Origin of the sequence: Microcoleus sp. AT8-B5, assembly GCF_036705565.1 — a bacterium.
In the GTDB taxonomy this organism is placed as follows: Bacteria; Cyanobacteriota; Cyanobacteriia; order Cyanobacteriales; family Microcoleaceae; genus Microcoleus.
The window spans coordinates 15,097-30,363 of the sequence record NZ_JAUBUY010000065.1 but is presented as its reverse complement, the minus strand read 5'-3'; the positions used below and the strand labels follow the sequence as shown (position 1 = coordinate 30,363).

17 protein-coding genes and 1 tRNA gene are annotated in these 15,267 nt (G+C 44.4%); 6 read left to right on the top strand and 12 right to left on the bottom strand.

Going from position 1 to position 15,267, the window contains the following annotated elements; genetic code table 11:
- Positions 1-199 precede the first annotated feature (199 nt).
- Positions 200-1,282 (bottom strand): ATP-dependent 6-phosphofructokinase, encoded by a 1,083-nt coding sequence (locus tag QUB39_RS27565; protein ID WP_333052682.1) that lies wholly within the window; start codon positions 1,280-1,282, stop codon positions 200-202.
- A gap of 310 nt (positions 1,283-1,592) precedes the next feature.
- The gene (locus tag QUB39_RS27560; RefSeq protein ID WP_333052315.1) at positions 1,593-1,835 is read right to left on the bottom strand and encodes a hypothetical protein; all 243 of its coding nucleotides are present in this window, start codon (positions 1,833-1,835) and stop codon (positions 1,593-1,595) included.
- A gap of 137 nt (positions 1,836-1,972) precedes the next feature.
- Here QUB39_RS27560 and QUB39_RS27555 point away from each other — a divergent pair, with 137 nt between their 5' ends.
- Positions 1,973-2,479 carry a hypothetical protein gene (locus QUB39_RS27555; protein WP_333212447.1) on the top strand — a complete coding sequence of 169 codons (507 nt, stop codon included), beginning with the start codon at positions 1,973-1,975 and terminating at the stop codon, positions 2,477-2,479.
- A 552-nt stretch (positions 2,480-3,031) separates the two neighbouring features.
- Positions 3,032-3,850: an FkbM family methyltransferase gene (locus QUB39_RS27550; RefSeq protein ID WP_333052320.1), complete on the top strand. Its 819-nt coding sequence runs from the start codon at positions 3,032-3,034 to the stop codon at positions 3,848-3,850.
- A gap of 188 nt (positions 3,851-4,038) precedes the next feature.
- On the opposite strand, the gene ygfZ is transcribed toward QUB39_RS27550, so the two are convergent.
- The 3 genes from ygfZ to QUB39_RS27535 all read right to left on the bottom strand — a co-directional run bounded on the left by ygfZ (position 4,039) and on the right by QUB39_RS27535 (position 5,840).
- Positions 4,039-5,094 (bottom strand): CAF17-like 4Fe-4S cluster assembly/insertion protein YgfZ, encoded by a 1,056-nt coding sequence (gene ygfZ, locus QUB39_RS27545; RefSeq protein WP_333212444.1) that lies wholly within the window; start codon positions 5,092-5,094, stop codon positions 4,039-4,041.
- Positions 5,095-5,192: 98 nt separating this feature from the next.
- A complete protein-coding gene (locus tag QUB39_RS27540; protein ID WP_333052324.1) occupies positions 5,193-5,576 on the bottom strand; it encodes a hypothetical protein in 384 nt (127 codons plus the stop codon).
- Between the two features lie 192 nt (positions 5,577-5,768).
- Positions 5,769-5,840, bottom strand: a tRNA-Val gene (locus tag QUB39_RS27535).
- Positions 5,841-5,912: 72 nt separating this feature from the next.
- Here QUB39_RS27535 and QUB39_RS27530 point away from each other — a divergent pair.
- On the top strand, positions 5,913-6,503 hold the full coding sequence (locus tag QUB39_RS27530; RefSeq protein ID WP_333052326.1) for a metal-binding protein: 591 nt from the start codon (positions 5,913-5,915) through the stop codon (positions 6,501-6,503).
- A 6-nt stretch (positions 6,504-6,509) separates the two neighbouring features.
- Positions 6,510-7,337, top strand: coding sequence for a nucleoside triphosphate pyrophosphohydrolase (gene mazG / locus QUB39_RS27525; RefSeq protein WP_333212442.1), 828 nt, complete (start codon positions 6,510-6,512; stop codon positions 7,335-7,337).
- Positions 7,338-7,460: 123 nt separating this feature from the next.
- On the opposite strand, the gene QUB39_RS27520 is transcribed toward mazG, so the two are convergent.
- The 3 genes from QUB39_RS27520 to QUB39_RS27510 form a co-directional block, all read right to left on the bottom strand.
- Positions 7,461-7,862, bottom strand: a complete 402-nt coding sequence (locus QUB39_RS27520) for a helix-turn-helix domain-containing protein (protein WP_172192721.1) — start codon at positions 7,860-7,862, stop codon at positions 7,461-7,463.
- Between the two features lie 92 nt (positions 7,863-7,954).
- A complete protein-coding gene (locus tag QUB39_RS27515) occupies positions 7,955-8,326 on the bottom strand; it encodes a hypothetical protein (protein WP_333052333.1) in 372 nt (123 codons plus the stop codon).
- A gap of 250 nt (positions 8,327-8,576) precedes the next feature.
- Complete coding sequence (locus QUB39_RS27510) at positions 8,577-9,062, bottom strand: allophycocyanin subunit alpha-B (RefSeq protein ID WP_293336342.1); 486 nt, start codon at positions 9,060-9,062, stop codon at positions 8,577-8,579.
- Positions 9,063-9,267: 205 nt separating this feature from the next.
- Here QUB39_RS27510 and QUB39_RS27505 point away from each other — a divergent pair, with 205 nt between their 5' ends.
- On the top strand, positions 9,268-9,393 hold the full coding sequence (locus QUB39_RS27505; protein ID WP_333274661.1) for a hypothetical protein: 126 nt from the start codon (positions 9,268-9,270) through the stop codon (positions 9,391-9,393).
- 141 nt (positions 9,394-9,534) lie between these two features.
- Positions 9,535-10,947 carry a 23S rRNA (uracil(1939)-C(5))-methyltransferase RlmD gene (gene rlmD / locus QUB39_RS27500; RefSeq protein WP_333212439.1) on the top strand — a complete coding sequence of 471 codons (1,413 nt, stop codon included), beginning with the start codon at positions 9,535-9,537 and terminating at the stop codon, positions 10,945-10,947.
- Positions 10,948-10,976: 29 nt separating this feature from the next.
- On the opposite strand, the gene QUB39_RS27495 is transcribed toward rlmD, so the two are convergent.
- From QUB39_RS27495 to QUB39_RS27480, 4 genes are all read right to left on the bottom strand, one after another.
- Complete coding sequence (locus QUB39_RS27495) at positions 10,977-11,285, bottom strand: type II toxin-antitoxin system RelE/ParE family toxin (protein ID WP_333263935.1); 309 nt, start codon at positions 11,283-11,285, stop codon at positions 10,977-10,979.
- On the bottom strand, positions 11,282-11,551 hold the full coding sequence (locus tag QUB39_RS27490) for a type II toxin-antitoxin system ParD family antitoxin (RefSeq protein WP_333298355.1): 270 nt from the start codon (positions 11,549-11,551) through the stop codon (positions 11,282-11,284). The genes QUB39_RS27495 and QUB39_RS27490 overlap by 4 nt, the downstream gene beginning before the upstream one ends.
- Positions 11,552-11,856: 305 nt before the next feature.
- The gene (locus QUB39_RS27485; protein WP_333263929.1) at positions 11,857-13,212 is read right to left on the bottom strand and encodes a hypothetical protein; all 1,356 of its coding nucleotides are present in this window, start codon (positions 13,210-13,212) and stop codon (positions 11,857-11,859) included.
- 27 nt (positions 13,213-13,239) lie between these two features.
- A complete protein-coding gene (locus QUB39_RS27480; protein ID WP_333263926.1) occupies positions 13,240-15,264 on the bottom strand; it encodes a helicase HerA domain-containing protein in 2,025 nt (674 codons plus the stop codon).
- Positions 15,265-15,267: the final 3 nt, after the last annotated feature.

Below are 15,267 nucleotides of genomic sequence, written 5' to 3'. Positions count from 1 at the left end.
GATTTTCGATTTTCGATTTTGGATTGATTCCACGGATAAATCACGTGGCGGATACCACATGAAGAAATTCTTGGTCATCACCTTGGTTTTTTTACGACCATACACTAGCTTAAAACCCTCAGTCTCGGTTAAAAAAGCCGGTTTCTTGGTTCTGAGTGCGTCCCCGACTAAATCTTTGAGAAATCGGAGGGGTAATTGTTTAGTCCCCTAGACAAATCCCTAAACCGCGGGCCGTTTTAACCAGAGTACCATCGAAGTCTACAGGTCTGTATTTGGCGATCGCATCTTCCAGAGGAACGCTCACAACTTCCCGCTTTTGCCAAGATACCATGCAGTCGTATTTCTCTTCGGCAATTAAATCAACTGCTGCGACGCCAAAAGCAGAAGCAATTAACCTTTCTAGCGATGAAGGAGTTCCTCCGCGTTGAATATGCCCCAAAACAGTGACGCGAGTTTCTGCACCGCTGCAGTCAGAAATTGTATCAGCTAAATACTGACCAATTCCGCCTAATCGACTTTGACCTAAGCGATTTGTTTGCATTACTAACTCGCCTTCTTCAGTGCGAACTGCCTCCGCTACTATAATTAAACAGTAGTTTTTTCCCCGGTCTTGGCGTTCTTGGATTTGGGCACAGATTTTGGAAATTGTGTAAGGGATTTCTGGAATCAAAATTATATCAGCTCCTCCAGAAATTCCGGCACTGATCGCAATATGTCCAGCGTCGCGTCCCATGACTTCGACAATCATGACGCGACTGTGACTTGCGGCAGTAAAATGCAAGCGATCGAGTGCTTCAGTGGCAATATTTACCGCAGTATCAAAACCGATAGAACGCTCGGTAATTCCAACATCATTATCAATAGTTTTAGGAATCGCAACTAAATTCAAATTACCTTGTTGAGCAATCTTCCTGAGAATGGCAAGACTACCGTCGCCACCAATCCCAATTAAAGCATCCAAACCTAATTGATGATAGCCTTCGATAATGTCGTCAGAACGATCGCGTAGAGTCCCATCCGGCATGGGGAAAGCAAAAGGATCGCCCTTATTTGTCGTGCCTAGCATCGTACCGCCAATGGTGAGCCACGAGTCTACTTTCTCAATATCCAAGGGAATTGCTGCAGGGGGACGACTCATCAATCCGTTGGTGGCTTGACGAATCCCCATCACTTTCCAATTGTAAGTTCCCGTTGCGCGGTAGACAACGGCTCGAATAACTGCGTTTAAGCCGGCACAGTCACCCCCGCTGGTGAGGATACCGATACATTTTTGTTCTCCCATAATTGCCCGACTTTTGTTCATCAGAACATGAGTTGATATTTTTAGATCCCGATCGTCCAATCCTGATTTTCGACGTAAATAGGTAGGCGAAAATAAACTTTACTCTGTAACAGAATGTAAAGCTATCATAACTTTTGTGATTGCTTTGATAAGATATCGCTCCTTTGGGGAGCGTTTCACTCGTTTTTGACTACTTATGTATTTTCAAGCTTCATCGACCTAATTGAGTGCCTCATCTCTGAAGCATTCCACAAGTTCGATCGCCAACTAAGTAGCATCGCCAATCACCGTCTCCAACAAAACATCAATTTTACTTGGGATTGAGGCGTTTAGAAACTTGGTTAATTATACCGCTGAGAATAGCACCACCCATAAGAATTCCCAGGGCGGGATTAAATACGGGCTGCCAGAGACTGTACCACAAATCAAAACCGAGATTCACCCCGGTCGATCGACCCGCTACTGCGATCACAAACCACCCAAAAATGGCAAAGACGAAAAACACATCAGCTACTAAAATCAAGTTGAGAAAGTTAAGAAATTTATCTTTCATTGTCGAGGGTTCCTTTTGAGTGTATATGTGTCAAGTTTTGGCAAGCGGTTGGTAGTCGAGCGGATTGATAGCTGCAACTGGCGATCGAATAAAGATAAAATATCATTCAATTGTTTTCGCGCACAGGCTGTCAAAATATGGTTCGCTATACACTTCCTCAAAGCCCCGAAATTATTTTAACTGTCAAGGGGAAAGATTCAGCCAAAGCCCGTGAAGAAGCGATGGATCGGCTGATGGATCTCATGGATGAGGGCAAGCTGCCTACGGAACTCATGGAGGGATTTGGGCCCAAACAGTTTGTTGAAGTTAAGGATATCGAAGATGCTGCGTCTGACGGCGAGGATGCGATTACTGAAGCCGTCCAGATTTTGAGCAATTTGGCAAGTCTCAAATTGAAAGTGATGGAATCCCGCGAAGAAGCACTAAAAATCCGGGCTGCGATCGACATTTTGTTTACAGATGAGGCTGTGACTGCCGAAGAAATCGCCAGCCTCAAAGACGGTTTCAAGGTTCTCAAAAACTTCGCTCAAGCTAACGTTCGCTATCGAGATGCTAGGAGTAAAGCCGAGTCAGCCCGTGCAATTCTCGACGAAGCTTTGCAATCTGTCGAACCGGAAAACAAGGCGCACAAATCCGCGAAATAGTAGCAGGTTACATGGAAACTCACATCTTGCACCATTCTCAAGAACAGGCCGTCCAGCTTGTTCCACAAGAAAATTTACTATAGCAATCCCAAATCATTTGTGTAATTATTGTAGGGGCAAACCCCCCGTGGTTGCCCCATGAGGCAGGGTAGGCAGTCTTAGCACTACCCCTACATCTTTTTACTCCTGCAAGGATTGCTATATATATATTGTGGAACAGGCCGAAAAGCCTGTTCCTAAAAAGCTGATTGACAATGGTGCAACATCTGAGTTAAAACCTATTTCTGTCATTACGATCCGAAACGAAGAAATAGCAAACCTCGGCGATTGCTTCGTTTCTTTATTCAAACATACAATATTCGGACATACAATAACTCGGCTGCAAGACATACTACAGCGGATTCCAGGTTTATAAAGTACACCCCAGAAACCGGGTTTCTTCTGGATTTCTCGCCAAAAACCGGTTTTATTCAAGAAACCCGGTTTCTCTGTACTTCACTTACCTGGAAAGTGCTGTATTAACTTTATCCACATTGAAATCTGGAAAAAATTGTGAACCAACAACAAACAGGAATTCTCAGAAACTCGATGTCAGGCAGCTTGCTGCTGGCTAAAGACTTAGGTTTTCAACCAAGAACTGTGATTGATGTCGGTGCCGCCTTGGGAACTTTTAATCTTTACGAAACTTTCCCCGATGCGCGACATTTGCTAATTGAGCCAATCGCCGAAAATGAACCTTATCTGGCCAAAATTTGCCGCAAACTCAAAAGTGCAGAATACATTATTGCAGCAGCTACCAAAGAATCGGGAGTTTTCACCCTCAACGTCAGTCCCGGTATGGTGCATTCTTCACTTTCTGAAAATCTCGTTACTGACAGCAGCAATCCTTATGTGAGAAACATACCAGCCATTACCTTGGATGGAATATGCAGGGAAAGAAACTTGCCAGGCCCGTATTTAATTAAAGTTGATGTAGACGGACAGGAATTAGATGTTTTAGCAGGAGCAACTGAGATTTTGCAGCAAACTGAATATGTAATTGTAGAAGTTACATTGTTCGGTCAGATGTATGATGTAATGAGTTTTATGAACTCCCAAGGATTCGCAGCTTATGATATTGTTGATTTGTCCTATCGCCCGATTGATAAGGCGTTGTGGCAAGTTGATATGGCTTTTGTTAAAGAATCGGGTCAATTTAGAAGAGAGAAAGGTTTCGCGACAGGAGAGCAGGATCTCGAAGCACTTAACTCGCATCTCAAAGCTTATCGGGAAAGTTTCATCAAACACATTGACACTCATTACAGCGACCCAGTAGAGCCGGAACCGCAGGTCAATCAAGCTGTTTTGGGCGAAGATTATGTCATAATTTAATCAGCTATTGTGCATTTAAACTGCATACTTGGGGCAGCGTCGGAGCAACGTCCCACAAGAGTTTGATTATTTGTTGACCTGCAATTTAAATACTGATCTAGCTTATGATGTCCAGTAGAATACCCCCTATAGGTTCGTAGTGAGGAATTCAATCTATGAGGAATAAAGTCCTCACTACAAACCCAAGCTTACAAACTTAAAAAAGGCAGGTTTACTACTTCCCCGGTCATTTCTCCTACCTGCACTTTCAGCCCTTCGCCCCCCGCTTTTGTGCGGATGTAAGCCAGACCAAAAAAGCCAGATTCAGTTTCCGTAAAACTGGTGAGTTTGCCGACTTTTTCTTCTCCGATTGTGACTGCTGTTCCGGGTTCAACAGCACCGCTCAACTGCACGCCCCAAAGTTCTTGTTTGACTCCTTTGTAGGTGTTCAACCGGGCAATTGTTTCTTGACCGATGTAGCAACCTTTGTCATAGGTAATCGTGTGTAAAAGGCGGGCTTCTAAGGGGTTGTAATCGTCTGTGAGTTCAAAATCGGGTGCGGGGCGTCCTTGTTGGATTCGCAGTTGTTCCCAAACTCGATCGCCCATCGGTACGGCCCCAGCTTTGACTAATTCCTGCCACAAGTTGGCGGCATCGCAAGCTTGGGCAATTAACGTGTATCCGGGAGTTGCTAAACCGCTACCCACAGCCACTCGAACCCCCCCTTGGTAAGGGGGGGTTTTTATCAATTTGTGAGTAGCGTAAGGTTGATTTTCGAGTTCGGTAACTCCGATTTTTTCTAGTAGTTGAGTGCTTTCCGGGCCGAAGAAACTGAAAGCAACTGTTGTATCGGTTAAATCTGTTAACTCGACGCGATCCATTGGGAAAATATAGCGATCGAGCAATTCCAGTAGTTGGCGGCGGCGGTTGGGCGAAACTAACAGCAGTACGGCATCTTCTGTAGCGTAAGCGGTGGCGAGGTCGATCGTCCGGGCGGTGGATGTGACGAAAACTGTGTCACAACCTTGACCGGGTTTGAGTATATTAAAGTTATTGGTACTTTGATTGTGCAAGAACCGCAGTCGATCGCTGTCTGAGATTTGAATGCGTCCCCAGTGAGTGCGATCGTACAAAGCTACACCTTGTTTCGTTGCTGCGATCGCTTCTGCGTCGTTACCAAAACTGACTGGGACAATTTCTTTGGTTGTTAACTCTGCAAAAGTAGCACCGGTGGCTGCTTGAATGTCGTGCAATTGCTGAATCATAAGATTTTGTTGACTGTTAACTGTTGACTGATAACTGATGACTGTTGACTGTTGACTATTAACTACTACTTTCCTGTCAACTGACAACTGACAACTGACTATTTGTCCAAATTAGCGAATATTTCTTGGATTAATTGGCTGGCTTTAGCATCAAGACGATTCCAATCTACATCGCCAGTCTCACCATCAATCAAGCTAGTATCAATTACAACTTCTTGGCTTTGGATTTGACTGTGGGCGGGCTGGTAGTTGACAAAGCAGACTCGATAGCAAAGTTCCCAAATATCGACACATCTTTGCTCGCCTTGAAGCTCTAAAAGTAGTTGATAGCCAGGAATGGGAATCTGGACTTCTTGATAAGTACCCGTCCAAACTGACTCCTCTAATTGTTTGCGGATGTTGTCGATCACTCGGATCATCGCTGGCTGCATGAGCAGTTCAGCTTGCTGCCACGCGATCGGGCTAGTTATTTTAGGCTTCATATACAAGGTTCTAAAAAAGAAAATCAATAAATTAATTTTCTAGCATTGGGTGCCAACTTTTGAGACATCCGCCCCAGAATGTTAAATTTAGTTGTCACCCAATTCAACAGTCAACCCCCAAGAGCAACAGCAACAGCCGTTCTCGGCTTGACGGCTAAAAACGGCTGAAACTTTTGATATTGAGTTATCGGATGGGTAATGTAGGATTTGAACCTACGGCATCCTGCGTGTAAAGCAGGCGCTCTACCACTGAGCTAATCACCCAATTGCACTCACAAGGATTTATCATATCACAGTAACTCAGAAAGATCAAGTAAAAAAAATCCTAAACTTTAAATGCCCTCTGGCCGCACCCACGATCAAATAACCATGTGGAGTTTGCCCTTGGTGGCAGCCCTCACCTTTGGCCAGACGAGCAGCAGCAACCTGACTTTGCTCGTTTCCGGCAGTTTCTTATTCGGCGGGCTGATGTTTGGCCCCGACTTGGATATCTACTCCTGCCAGTATCAGCGCTGGGGATGGTTCAAACCAATTTGGCTCCCGTACCAAAAAAGCCTGCGCCACCGCTCTTTTTTGTCCCACGGCCCTCTGATCGGCACTGCTTTGCGAATCCTGTACCTCGCTATCTGGATCGCGGTTCTCGGAGTGTTGGGATTGGCAATTGCCGAAAAAGTCGGAAACTTCGGCTGGAATTGGCAGGATGTGGTTTTGAGTTACGGGCGATCGATCTGGGAACACCACATCGAAATTTTAGCCGTTTACATCGGTCTAGAATTGGGCGCTATGAGCCACTATCTGAGCGATTGGGGCGGCTCGGCTTACAAAAGATTAAAAAAGAAAGGATTGAGCGGGTTGCGGCCTCCTGGGACAATTAAGAGGCGCAAACGCCAACCTACCCGCCGCACTTCCAGCAAATCTAAAAGGTAAATTCCGATGTCTAATTCCCACAATCGATCGCTCACAGCACTCGAAGAACTTATAGAAGTTGTAGCTAAATTGCGATCGCCCGACGGCGGATGTCCTTGGGATTTAGCTCAAACTCCCCAAACTCTAATTCCTCACATAATCGAAGAAGCTTATGAAACCGCCGATGCGATTCGCAAAGGAGATAAAGATGCGATCGTCGAAGAATTGGGCGACTTACTGTTACAGGTAATTCTGCAAGCTCAAATTGCCAGCGAATCCAATCAGTTTACCTTCGCCGAAATAGCTGCGGGCATTACAGAAAAACTAATTCGGCGACATCCCCACGTCTTTGGCGATGTCGAAATCAACAGCGTCGATGAAGTCAACGAAAACTGGGAAAAAATCAAAGCAGCAGAAAAAGGCACAACATCGGAAAAGCCGCCAACTTTAGCCTCGAAAATGAGCCGTTATGCCAGCACTTTGCCGCCAATAGCCGCCGGGATGAAAATCTCCCAAAAAGCTGCGGAAGTGAGTTTTGATTGGGACAGTGTAGACGGCGTTTGGGATAAATTTCACGAAGAAATGGCAGAATTTGAGCACGCTCTCAAACACGAGGATCAGGCAGCGCAGCAGTCAGAATTGGGAGATATTATGTTTGTGTTGATTCAATTAGCTCGCTGGTACGATTTAGATCCGTCGGCTGCTTTGCAAGGAACAAACGATCGTTTCGTGCAGCGGTTTGCGAAGGTAGAGGCTGCGTGCGATCGACCTTTGTCAGATTATGCCCCAGAAGAGTTAGAATCTCTGTGGCAGCAAGCTAAAGCTTTAATTGCTAAACAAAAGGGCGATGCGTAATATCAAATCCGTGGGTATCAGAATGATTAATCTCTCTCTTCTCTAACTCTGCGCCCTCTGCGCCCTCTGCGGTTAAAAACTCCCAATCTAACTAATTTTCTTTAATCAGACATCAAAAATCAACTACTCGTAGAGCTTCGCGTCATTGTACGGCGGATGTTCGCACGCGATGTAAAGCGCATTTGTCGGTTCCAGGGCTTCCCCAGTCACCGGATCGATCGGCTTGAGGACAAAGCATAACAGAGAGAGCGATCGCCAATCCAAATTATCCAGCTTCCCACGTTCGTAACGGTTGACTGTTGCGGCACTGATACCCACATCTTTGGGTACGGGTTGATTTGTAGCTGTGAACAGCGCCTCTTCATATCCCTTGGTTTTGAACTCTGTTTCGCTGACAGACCAGCCTGTTGTCTGTCTTGCTGCTTTTAAAATCTTCCCCAAACGCATCCGCCCCGTTTCAGTGAAGCGAACGGGACGCAATTCCTGCTCTTTGTCTACCACAGCTTTGTTAGAGAGTCCTGACATTTTTCCCACCTACGTTAACTCTCAAACTAGCACAGCATCAATGATTGAGGGTTGCACGAGCAACATCTGAGCTGAAGAAGTTTAAATTAATTTCATTGCACTTGTGCAATAAGAGTCTGATATAGTAATATGTAATTGACTCTAAACCGAACTTGCCTCTCAACCCCTGAGTATACAGCCATGACACCACTGTTTCGCCGCATCCAACCCTCGAAAAAGCTCCGCATCACCGTCAGGTCGTAGGCGTAAGCCGGGGCGTAGCCATCGCCCAACTGCTCAAAATCAGCCAAAATCAAATTAAGCGAGTCGAATCCTGGGCTTTCGTGGTTTTCGTGCACCGGCGGGACAGAGGCGGACAATTTCTCAGCTACCGGAAGCTGGAAGAATGGCAAAATGCGATCGCCCATCACATCCAAACCTGCCCCACTCTTGGAGAACTCTCGCAGCTCAAAACATCTATTCACTACGACAGCCGGAAATTCAAAAAACAATGTCTCCCAAAAACACTTGACTTTTTAAATCAAATGTGCATTGAAAGACAAGACATTCTCGAAATCTGGGAAAGCTCAAACTGCATTGCTTCCTAGCAGAAATTAGGCAGATTTCCTTGCCCAAAACAGAAGCGAAACATTTGCGAGCAATTGCGAGATCGAATCACCCCAAAAATCACCCGCGAATGCTCCGCCACATTCATGAAAGCGATCGCCAAAGCAATTAAGACATTGCCTGAGCAATATAATCAAAATAAGGAGCTGCTTCCTTAGCATCATCCTGATTGAGCAAAGCCAAAGAAGCTTCCTTCAAACAGCGGATAGCTTCGACCATGCCAGGAACAGGAACGCCCAGAGAATTATACATTTCCCGAACGCCAATCAAACCGATGCTTTCGATCGGCTCCTTGTCACCCGCCAAGATACCGTAGGTAATCAGGCGCAAGTACCAGCCGTAGTCGCGCAGACACAAAGCCCGTTCGCGTTGGCCGTAAGCATTGCCCCCAGGAGAGATAAAATCAGGTCGTTTTTTCCAGAGTTTTTTACTAGCTTCTTCAACAATTTTCTTCTCACTGTCAGACAGCGCAGTAGCAATACGCACCCGCTGTTCTCCGGTTTTAAAGAAATCATTGATACTTTGGAGTTCGCCGGTACTGGGATAACGAAGTTCGTCGTCGGCTTGGAGAATAAATTGGCTAACTACGCTCATTGTTATTCAAATTTGAGGATAACATTAATAAACATTCCCATCTTTTAGCGACGGGATTCTTGGTTCGCAGACTTGCCTTGCTCCTAACATTTATCAATCCTAGAAGTAGAGGGTAAATCTCCCCAAGCGTTATGCTTGATGTTCAAGCCAGTTTCCTTGTGTTCCAGGGTACTGCGGGAAAAACTCAAAAATTGCGAGTGAGAGTTTGGATGTCAGCAGACAGTTGGACTGTTTAACGAGTTTTTGCTACATCGCCCCAACAGCATATCGCACCGACGGGATCGAGGCAACTCGCGGCAAGCTCGACTCCCCGGTTGAAGCTTGGCTTTAGCAGCAAGACGTTCAGCAGCAGGAAGACAGCCTGCAATTGAGCTTGAGTGCGACGGCTTACGCCCCGCTTCTTCGCTACGACTTATCTCAGGAAAGAGAGAGCGATATTGCATTACCATATTAAATCCTACCACGACTACTTGTGACCAAATCTAAATTCCCCACCCCAAACTCGACGAAATTGGCAAACCCTTGCCAGCAAGGTCAACTGATTGAGATAGAGATTACCGACTTGACAGACACCGGCGACGGAGTTGGTCGTTTTGGTGAGTTAGTAGTGTTTGTGCCCGATACCGTGACGGGCGATCGAGTCCTTGTGCGCCTCGTCCAAGTCAAATCCACCTATGCTACAGGCAAGCTGGACACACTTCTCGAAACCTCCGAACACCGCATCCGAGCTAACTGCATTGTCGCCGACAAGTGCGGCGGCTGTCAGTGGCAGCACGTAGACTATCAATATCAGCTTGCAGCTAAGCAAAATCAAATCATTCAAGCCTTAGAACGGATTGGCGGGTTTAGCAATCTGCAAGTTGATGAAATTTTAACTGGAAAAATCGAGGGATTTCCTCAATTTTTGGGATACCGCAACAAAGCGACTTATCCCGTGGCAATATCTGCAACAGGTCAAGTCCAAGCAGGTTACTATCAAAAAAGCACCCACAAATTAGTCAATCTCAATCAGTGTCCGGTGCAAGATCCGCGCCTCAATCCTTTGTTAAAAGAAGTCAAAGAAGACATCCACTGGCGGGATTGGCAAGTCTACGACGAAAAGAAACATACAGGAGAATTGCGTCACTTATCCTTGCGGATTGGACGGCGCACCGGCGAGATGCTGCTAACTTTAATAGTTCGCACTGGAGAGTTGCCGGGACTCGAAGTGCAAGCATCCGAGTGGCTGAAACAATATCCTCAACTGGTAGGGGTTTGTTTGAATATAAATCCCGATCAAACTAATGTGATTTTTGGTGCAGAAACTCGCTGCATTGCGGGTCGTTCTTATCTGCGAGAAAGATTTGCTGGGATGAATTTTCAGCTCAGAGCCGATACTTTTTTCCAGGTAAATACAGAGGCTGCTGAAGCGCTGTTAGAGGTGATGGTAGGGGAATTGAATTTGCAGGGAAATGAGGTTTTGATTGACGCTTACTGCGGAATTGGTACTTTTACTTTACCCTTGGCAAAACAAGTAAAAATAGCGATAGGTTTAGAAGTGCAACCGGCGGCGATCGAACAAGCCAAATTAAATGCTGAGTTAAATGACGTGAGAAATGTCGATTTTCAGGTGGGAACTGTAGAGAGTTTGCTGCCTTCCTTGGGATTGACACCGGATATTGTGCTGCTAGATCCGCCGAGGAAAGGGTGCGATCGCGCGGTTTTGGAAGCTATCAAGGAAATTAAACCAAATCGTATTGTTTATGTTAGCTGCAAGCCGGCTACTTTGGCTCGCGACCTGAAGATTTTGTGCGAAAATGGGGATTATAAGTTAGCGCGAGTGCAGCCGGCGGATTTCTTTCCTCAGACTTCTCATGTTGAGTGTGCGGCTTTTTTGGTCAGGTGAATGAAAGGGCGATCGTTGTTTAGTTAAATTCAATCATCAGCATCGGCGAAGAGGGCGGATAAATCTCGATAACCACTGACAACTCGAAAGATTTCTACATCTTGTCCGATCGGCATATAGAGGATGAGATAGTTGTCTATGGAGAGACTGCGAAGCAAGGGTAAAATTTCGTCTCTTTGTCGTCCAATATTGGGAAATTGAGCAATTTTGGCGAATTTAGCGTCAAGATTGCTTAAAAAGCGATCTGCTCGATCGAGTCCTGATCGACTAGCGATGTAGTCTGCAATTTGCTCAATGTCTTGAATTGCGGGTTGGGTGAGGCGAAATTTTGGACTCATGTTTCTTTTGAACTGTAGCGCGATCGCAAATTAGCTCGAATTTGTGCCATTGCGGCTGCACCGTCTACGACTTCACCGCGTTGGGATGCTTGCTGGCCAATCTGTGCGTCTCGTTGGAGTTCTTGCAGTCGTCCTTGATAAATGTCTTGCTGTTGTTCGAGTAGTTGAATGGCTGCAAGGATAACGTCGATCGCGCTGTTGTATTTGCCGCTGGTGAGTTGGCGCTGTATGAGGACTTCGGCTTCAGGTGGCAAAACAATTTGCATGGTGTTTGAGATGAGGGGTGTTGATTCTATTGTAGGCGATCGCCCTAAGCTTGATTTTCGCAAGTCTATGGAATAGCGATCGCCCTTAAATTTACCTCGCTATACCTCAGCAGCTTGCGGGTCTTTTTGAGATTCTAGCTAACGTTCGTAGGCTTCCCTGTCGCCGCCCTTCGGATCTAAAAACAATGTATTTACGCATTGTCATCATCCTGTTCGTGCGCGCGATCGGCTTTCAAGATGTCACCCTTAAGTTTTTCTATCCTCTTGGGTGTCCATCCATATTTAGTTTCCATTTCGTACTAGATTTACTTGTTAACAGTCTGATTGGCGAACTTCTGAAGAATTCGCTGACTGGGGTGATCCGAAAGACTAACCAGTTTGTTGACAAGAGCTACAGGGAAAAGAGCTGAATCATACATATCGCAGTGTAGAGCTTCGACGTTTTTCAATATTACCTGCAAGTTGGGCAAATCAGCAGCGATCGGTGTTTTCTTCAGTTCCCGCACAGGCATCGAAACAACATACATTTGTCCTCCTCTTGTCTTAAAAATGACTTTATGTCCGTAGTTGCTTGTAGAAGCATAAGCTCGGCTAGGATCTCCTGTACCTGGCAAAATGTATCGATAGATGTAATCGTCAGTTAGAATAAGTGCTTGTCCCGGCTCTAACTTGCTCTGAATTTCTTGGGCATGATCGACAAAAGCACCACTTTTTTCTAACCCAGCTAATAAAATATTGTGCTTATCGAAAAGCCAATTAGCCAAATCATTCATCGGGTCATGTAGTAGAGCTGTTTGACCAAAAAATCCAGTCGATCCATCTTTGATGAACAGGACTTTCTTTAGCATTTCTGGTTGAATATTCAACAATTGACGAATCAGATGAATGATAATTATATGTTCGATAACATTCAACAAATAACCTAAAATCCCAGCGGCTCCTGTTTCCTCTTCAATCACTTCATGAAGCCTAAAGATATCAGTTAAATGAATTCTTCCTCCTGTTTCGGGACATGGAAATGTATAACTTTTGTCCATATCTATCTCTGACAAAACAACTTGATTTCCGTCTTGACTTAACGGGTTAGTTGCCAAATTCCATCTCTTATCTTTTTCGGTTTTCTGTCCTTGCTTATAGCGACGGAATATAAACCAGGCTAGAGTATCTATTAAGCTATGCCTTTCTCCTAAATTATTTTTGCTAAAAAACTCAAAGATAGCTTTAAGAACAGTACCTTGGAGAGTATTTTCATCCTTAAAGCGAAGATTTCTGGTTGGCAGAGCTAATTTTAATCGTTCAATATTTCTCAGCTTGGCCATATCTTCTGGTGCAATAAAGGCTGCTGCATCAATTTTAGCAAGATCGTCCAGCTTAAAAAAGAGAGCACCGAACTGTAGAAAGTGTATGGTACGTGAAGGAAATCCCTTGTCGAGAATAACCTCACTGTAACCGCCATCTACAGCAATAATTGCCTCTACAGGATTATTTTCAGAAGGGTCAAAATCTACAGTAAAATCTGTGAGCAGAAGATCATCATCTTTTTCAGGCTTATAAAGGCGATCCATTACAGCTTGTACTTCTGCATCGTTAATGATATGATGATGCGAAGCCTTACTTGCACCTTCAAAAGGTCGTCGATTGTTTTTACTTGGATATCCCATAATTGTGTGAGATTAGTATCAGGTAAGTTATTTTTCAGGGGGGAAGCGATCGATCTGAACTGGAATAACAAAAGAGTTACTGTAGGTTTTCATGCGGACAAAACCCTTATCTGTGTCTTGGCTAAAGCGGATTAGACTCTCAGTGAAGTCACTAAAGTCGTAGTATTTGCGTAGTTCCTTAATTTCATCTTCATTGTTCAAATGAGAGATAAACCAGTTTTGAGTAGCTTTGAGGATGTTACTACTGATAGAGCTTACCTCCTGAGTTGCATAGATTAGACCGAGGTTTAGTTTAGCTCCTTCCTTTGCTAGCCTGTTATATATTTGTGACAAATCTTTATCATCTTTTTTGGGGAAGAGATTATGAGCTTCTTCAAAGTAAAACTGAATGAAGTTATTGGGCTGGGTGTTAGTAAAACGGCTAATAGCATCAGTAAAAATACGTTGACAGATTCGCTCGCTGAACATTGCCTGAATTTCAGGATTGCCAAGAGAAAGATCAACGATGATAATCTGTCCTTGTCGCAGTTTATTGAGAATATCTTGGTCAAATGGATCTTGAACCGTGCTGGTATGTTGCTCACGAATAGGATTGAGAATACGGAATCCCGCACAGTTAGCATTTCTACCAGAGTTGCTTTTTCTAGTAAGCATTACTAATAAGGATTTGAGGTCTTCATCAGCCCATTCATGTCCTTTTTCCTGTCTGTATTTGGTAAAAACACCACTCGAATCTTCATCGTAAATATCCCAAAAGTTAGTCCACCAGTTAGCAGCATTCTCAATGGTTATTCCTCTACTTGGGTCAACAGCTTCCTGAACAGCGTTACGAACATCTTGATTGGCAGTGAAACGTATTGGAGGAAAGTTGGCGGGCAGATCAAAACCTGCCCGGTATAGGCAACAGAGATAGACGGCAACTTGGCGATCGTAACGCGCTTTAGCTGAGTGGTTAGTATTATAGTCTTCAGGTTTGATCAGCTCTACTGATTTGAAATTTGTCACAAAACGAGATGTATCATCTGCAATATTTGGGTAGGCTTTTATCAGCTCGAAGCCGTTTTCAATTTCCCGATAAAAGTTTACCTTCATTTCTAAGAAACCCGGCTTGGGTACAGTGGAGTATCGAATCGTCTGATCTTTGTATAAATCAAAGATTGCAGTTCCCCGATCCTGTAGATTCGGGTTAGCATACTCACCATTTATATCAAAGATTAGCTGTCCCATTGGATACTTGGGGTTGTTATCGTCAGTCAGAGGTTTAAGAACTTCTTCTGGAGTTTCCTTGCTTTTGTCTAGTATCAGTTGAGCATTATTGCTCATCTCAACACAGGCTTGGATAATCTTTTTAACTGTGTTTGATTTACCTGTTCGAGTCATACCAAAAAGGGCAGTTCTCTTTCCAGCAAAGTCTGGAGCTTGAACATAGACAGGGATTTCTTCTTCAGTTTGCTGAAATCGGCGACTGGAACTGTAACGTACTTTTCCAATCTTGATATCTCCAGATCCTCCAGCAGTTCCGTTTTCTCGATAGTTGACAATTGCTTTTAAGATATCAGATGAGGGTTTAATCACCGAATAATTATGGGCACTATAGAAATTCTCTAAGTCAGCCCCAAAACGAGTTCTCCTATTTTCATCAGTGTAAAAAGAGCCTAGAACCGAACATTCTAATCCACTAAAAGAGAATTCGTAACGGGTGAATGTATCTAGCTGAGAGCGTTTATTCGTACCTGTTTTAATATCATCTTTGTAATACTCCACCATACTGCTAATAACGTCCTGATCGGTTGGCAGTTTAGCTGGCTGAATGACTCGGAGTAAAATAGCTTCAGTATTATTATTGTCATCCAGTTCGTTGTCATAGTAAGCAAGAAGAAAGCAGCCTTGAGGAATACCTTTAGCGTTTTGCTTCCAAGCGTCAGCTAATAAAATTTCTGCTTTACTATAGCTAAGTCTAAAAGGGCGACCAACAAAGATTCCGGTCTCCCAATTTCCGTCTGGCTTACGTTTAAAAAAGTTGGATTGTGTCAGTTTTGTGATGATACTCATAGT

Bases quoted from the DNA above. Each gene is read 5' to 3' on its own strand.
- QUB39_RS27565 (WP_333052682.1), bottom strand. From the start codon at position 1,282: ATGGGAGAACAAAAATGTATCGGTATCCTCACCAGCGGGGGTGACTGT.
- QUB39_RS27560 (WP_333052315.1), bottom strand. From the start codon at position 1,835: ATGAAAGATAAATTTCTTAACTTTCTCAACTTGATTTTAGTAGCTGAT.
- QUB39_RS27555 (WP_333212447.1), top strand. From the start codon at position 1,973: ATGGTTCGCTATACACTTCCTCAAAGCCCCGAAATTATTTTAACTGTC.
- ygfZ (WP_333212444.1), bottom strand. From the start codon at position 5,094: ATGATTCAGCAATTGCACGACATTCAAGCAGCCACCGGTGCTACTTTT.
- QUB39_RS27540 (WP_333052324.1), bottom strand. From the start codon at position 5,576: ATGAAGCCTAAAATAACTAGCCCGATCGCGTGGCAGCAAGCTGAACTG.
- QUB39_RS27530 (WP_333052326.1), top strand. From the start codon at position 5,913: ATGCCCTCTGGCCGCACCCACGATCAAATAACCATGTGGAGTTTGCCC.
- mazG (WP_333212442.1), top strand. From the start codon at position 6,510: ATGTCTAATTCCCACAATCGATCGCTCACAGCACTCGAAGAACTTATA.
- QUB39_RS27520 (WP_172192721.1), bottom strand. From the start codon at position 7,862: ATGTCAGGACTCTCTAACAAAGCTGTGGTAGACAAAGAGCAGGAATTG.
- QUB39_RS27510 (WP_293336342.1), bottom strand. From the start codon at position 9,062: ATGAGCGTAGTTAGCCAATTTATTCTCCAAGCCGACGACGAACTTCGT.
- QUB39_RS27495 (WP_333263935.1), bottom strand. From the start codon at position 11,285: ATGAGTCCAAAATTTCGCCTCACCCAACCCGCAATTCAAGACATTGAG.
- QUB39_RS27490 (WP_333298355.1), bottom strand. From the start codon at position 11,551: ATGCAAATTGTTTTGCCACCTGAAGCCGAAGTCCTCATACAGCGCCAA.
- QUB39_RS27485 (WP_333263929.1), bottom strand. From the start codon at position 13,212: ATGGGATATCCAAGTAAAAACAATCGACGACCTTTTGAAGGTGCAAGT.
- QUB39_RS27480 (WP_333263926.1), bottom strand. From the start codon at position 15,264: ATGAGTATCATCACAAAACTGACACAATCCAACTTTTTTAAACGTAAG.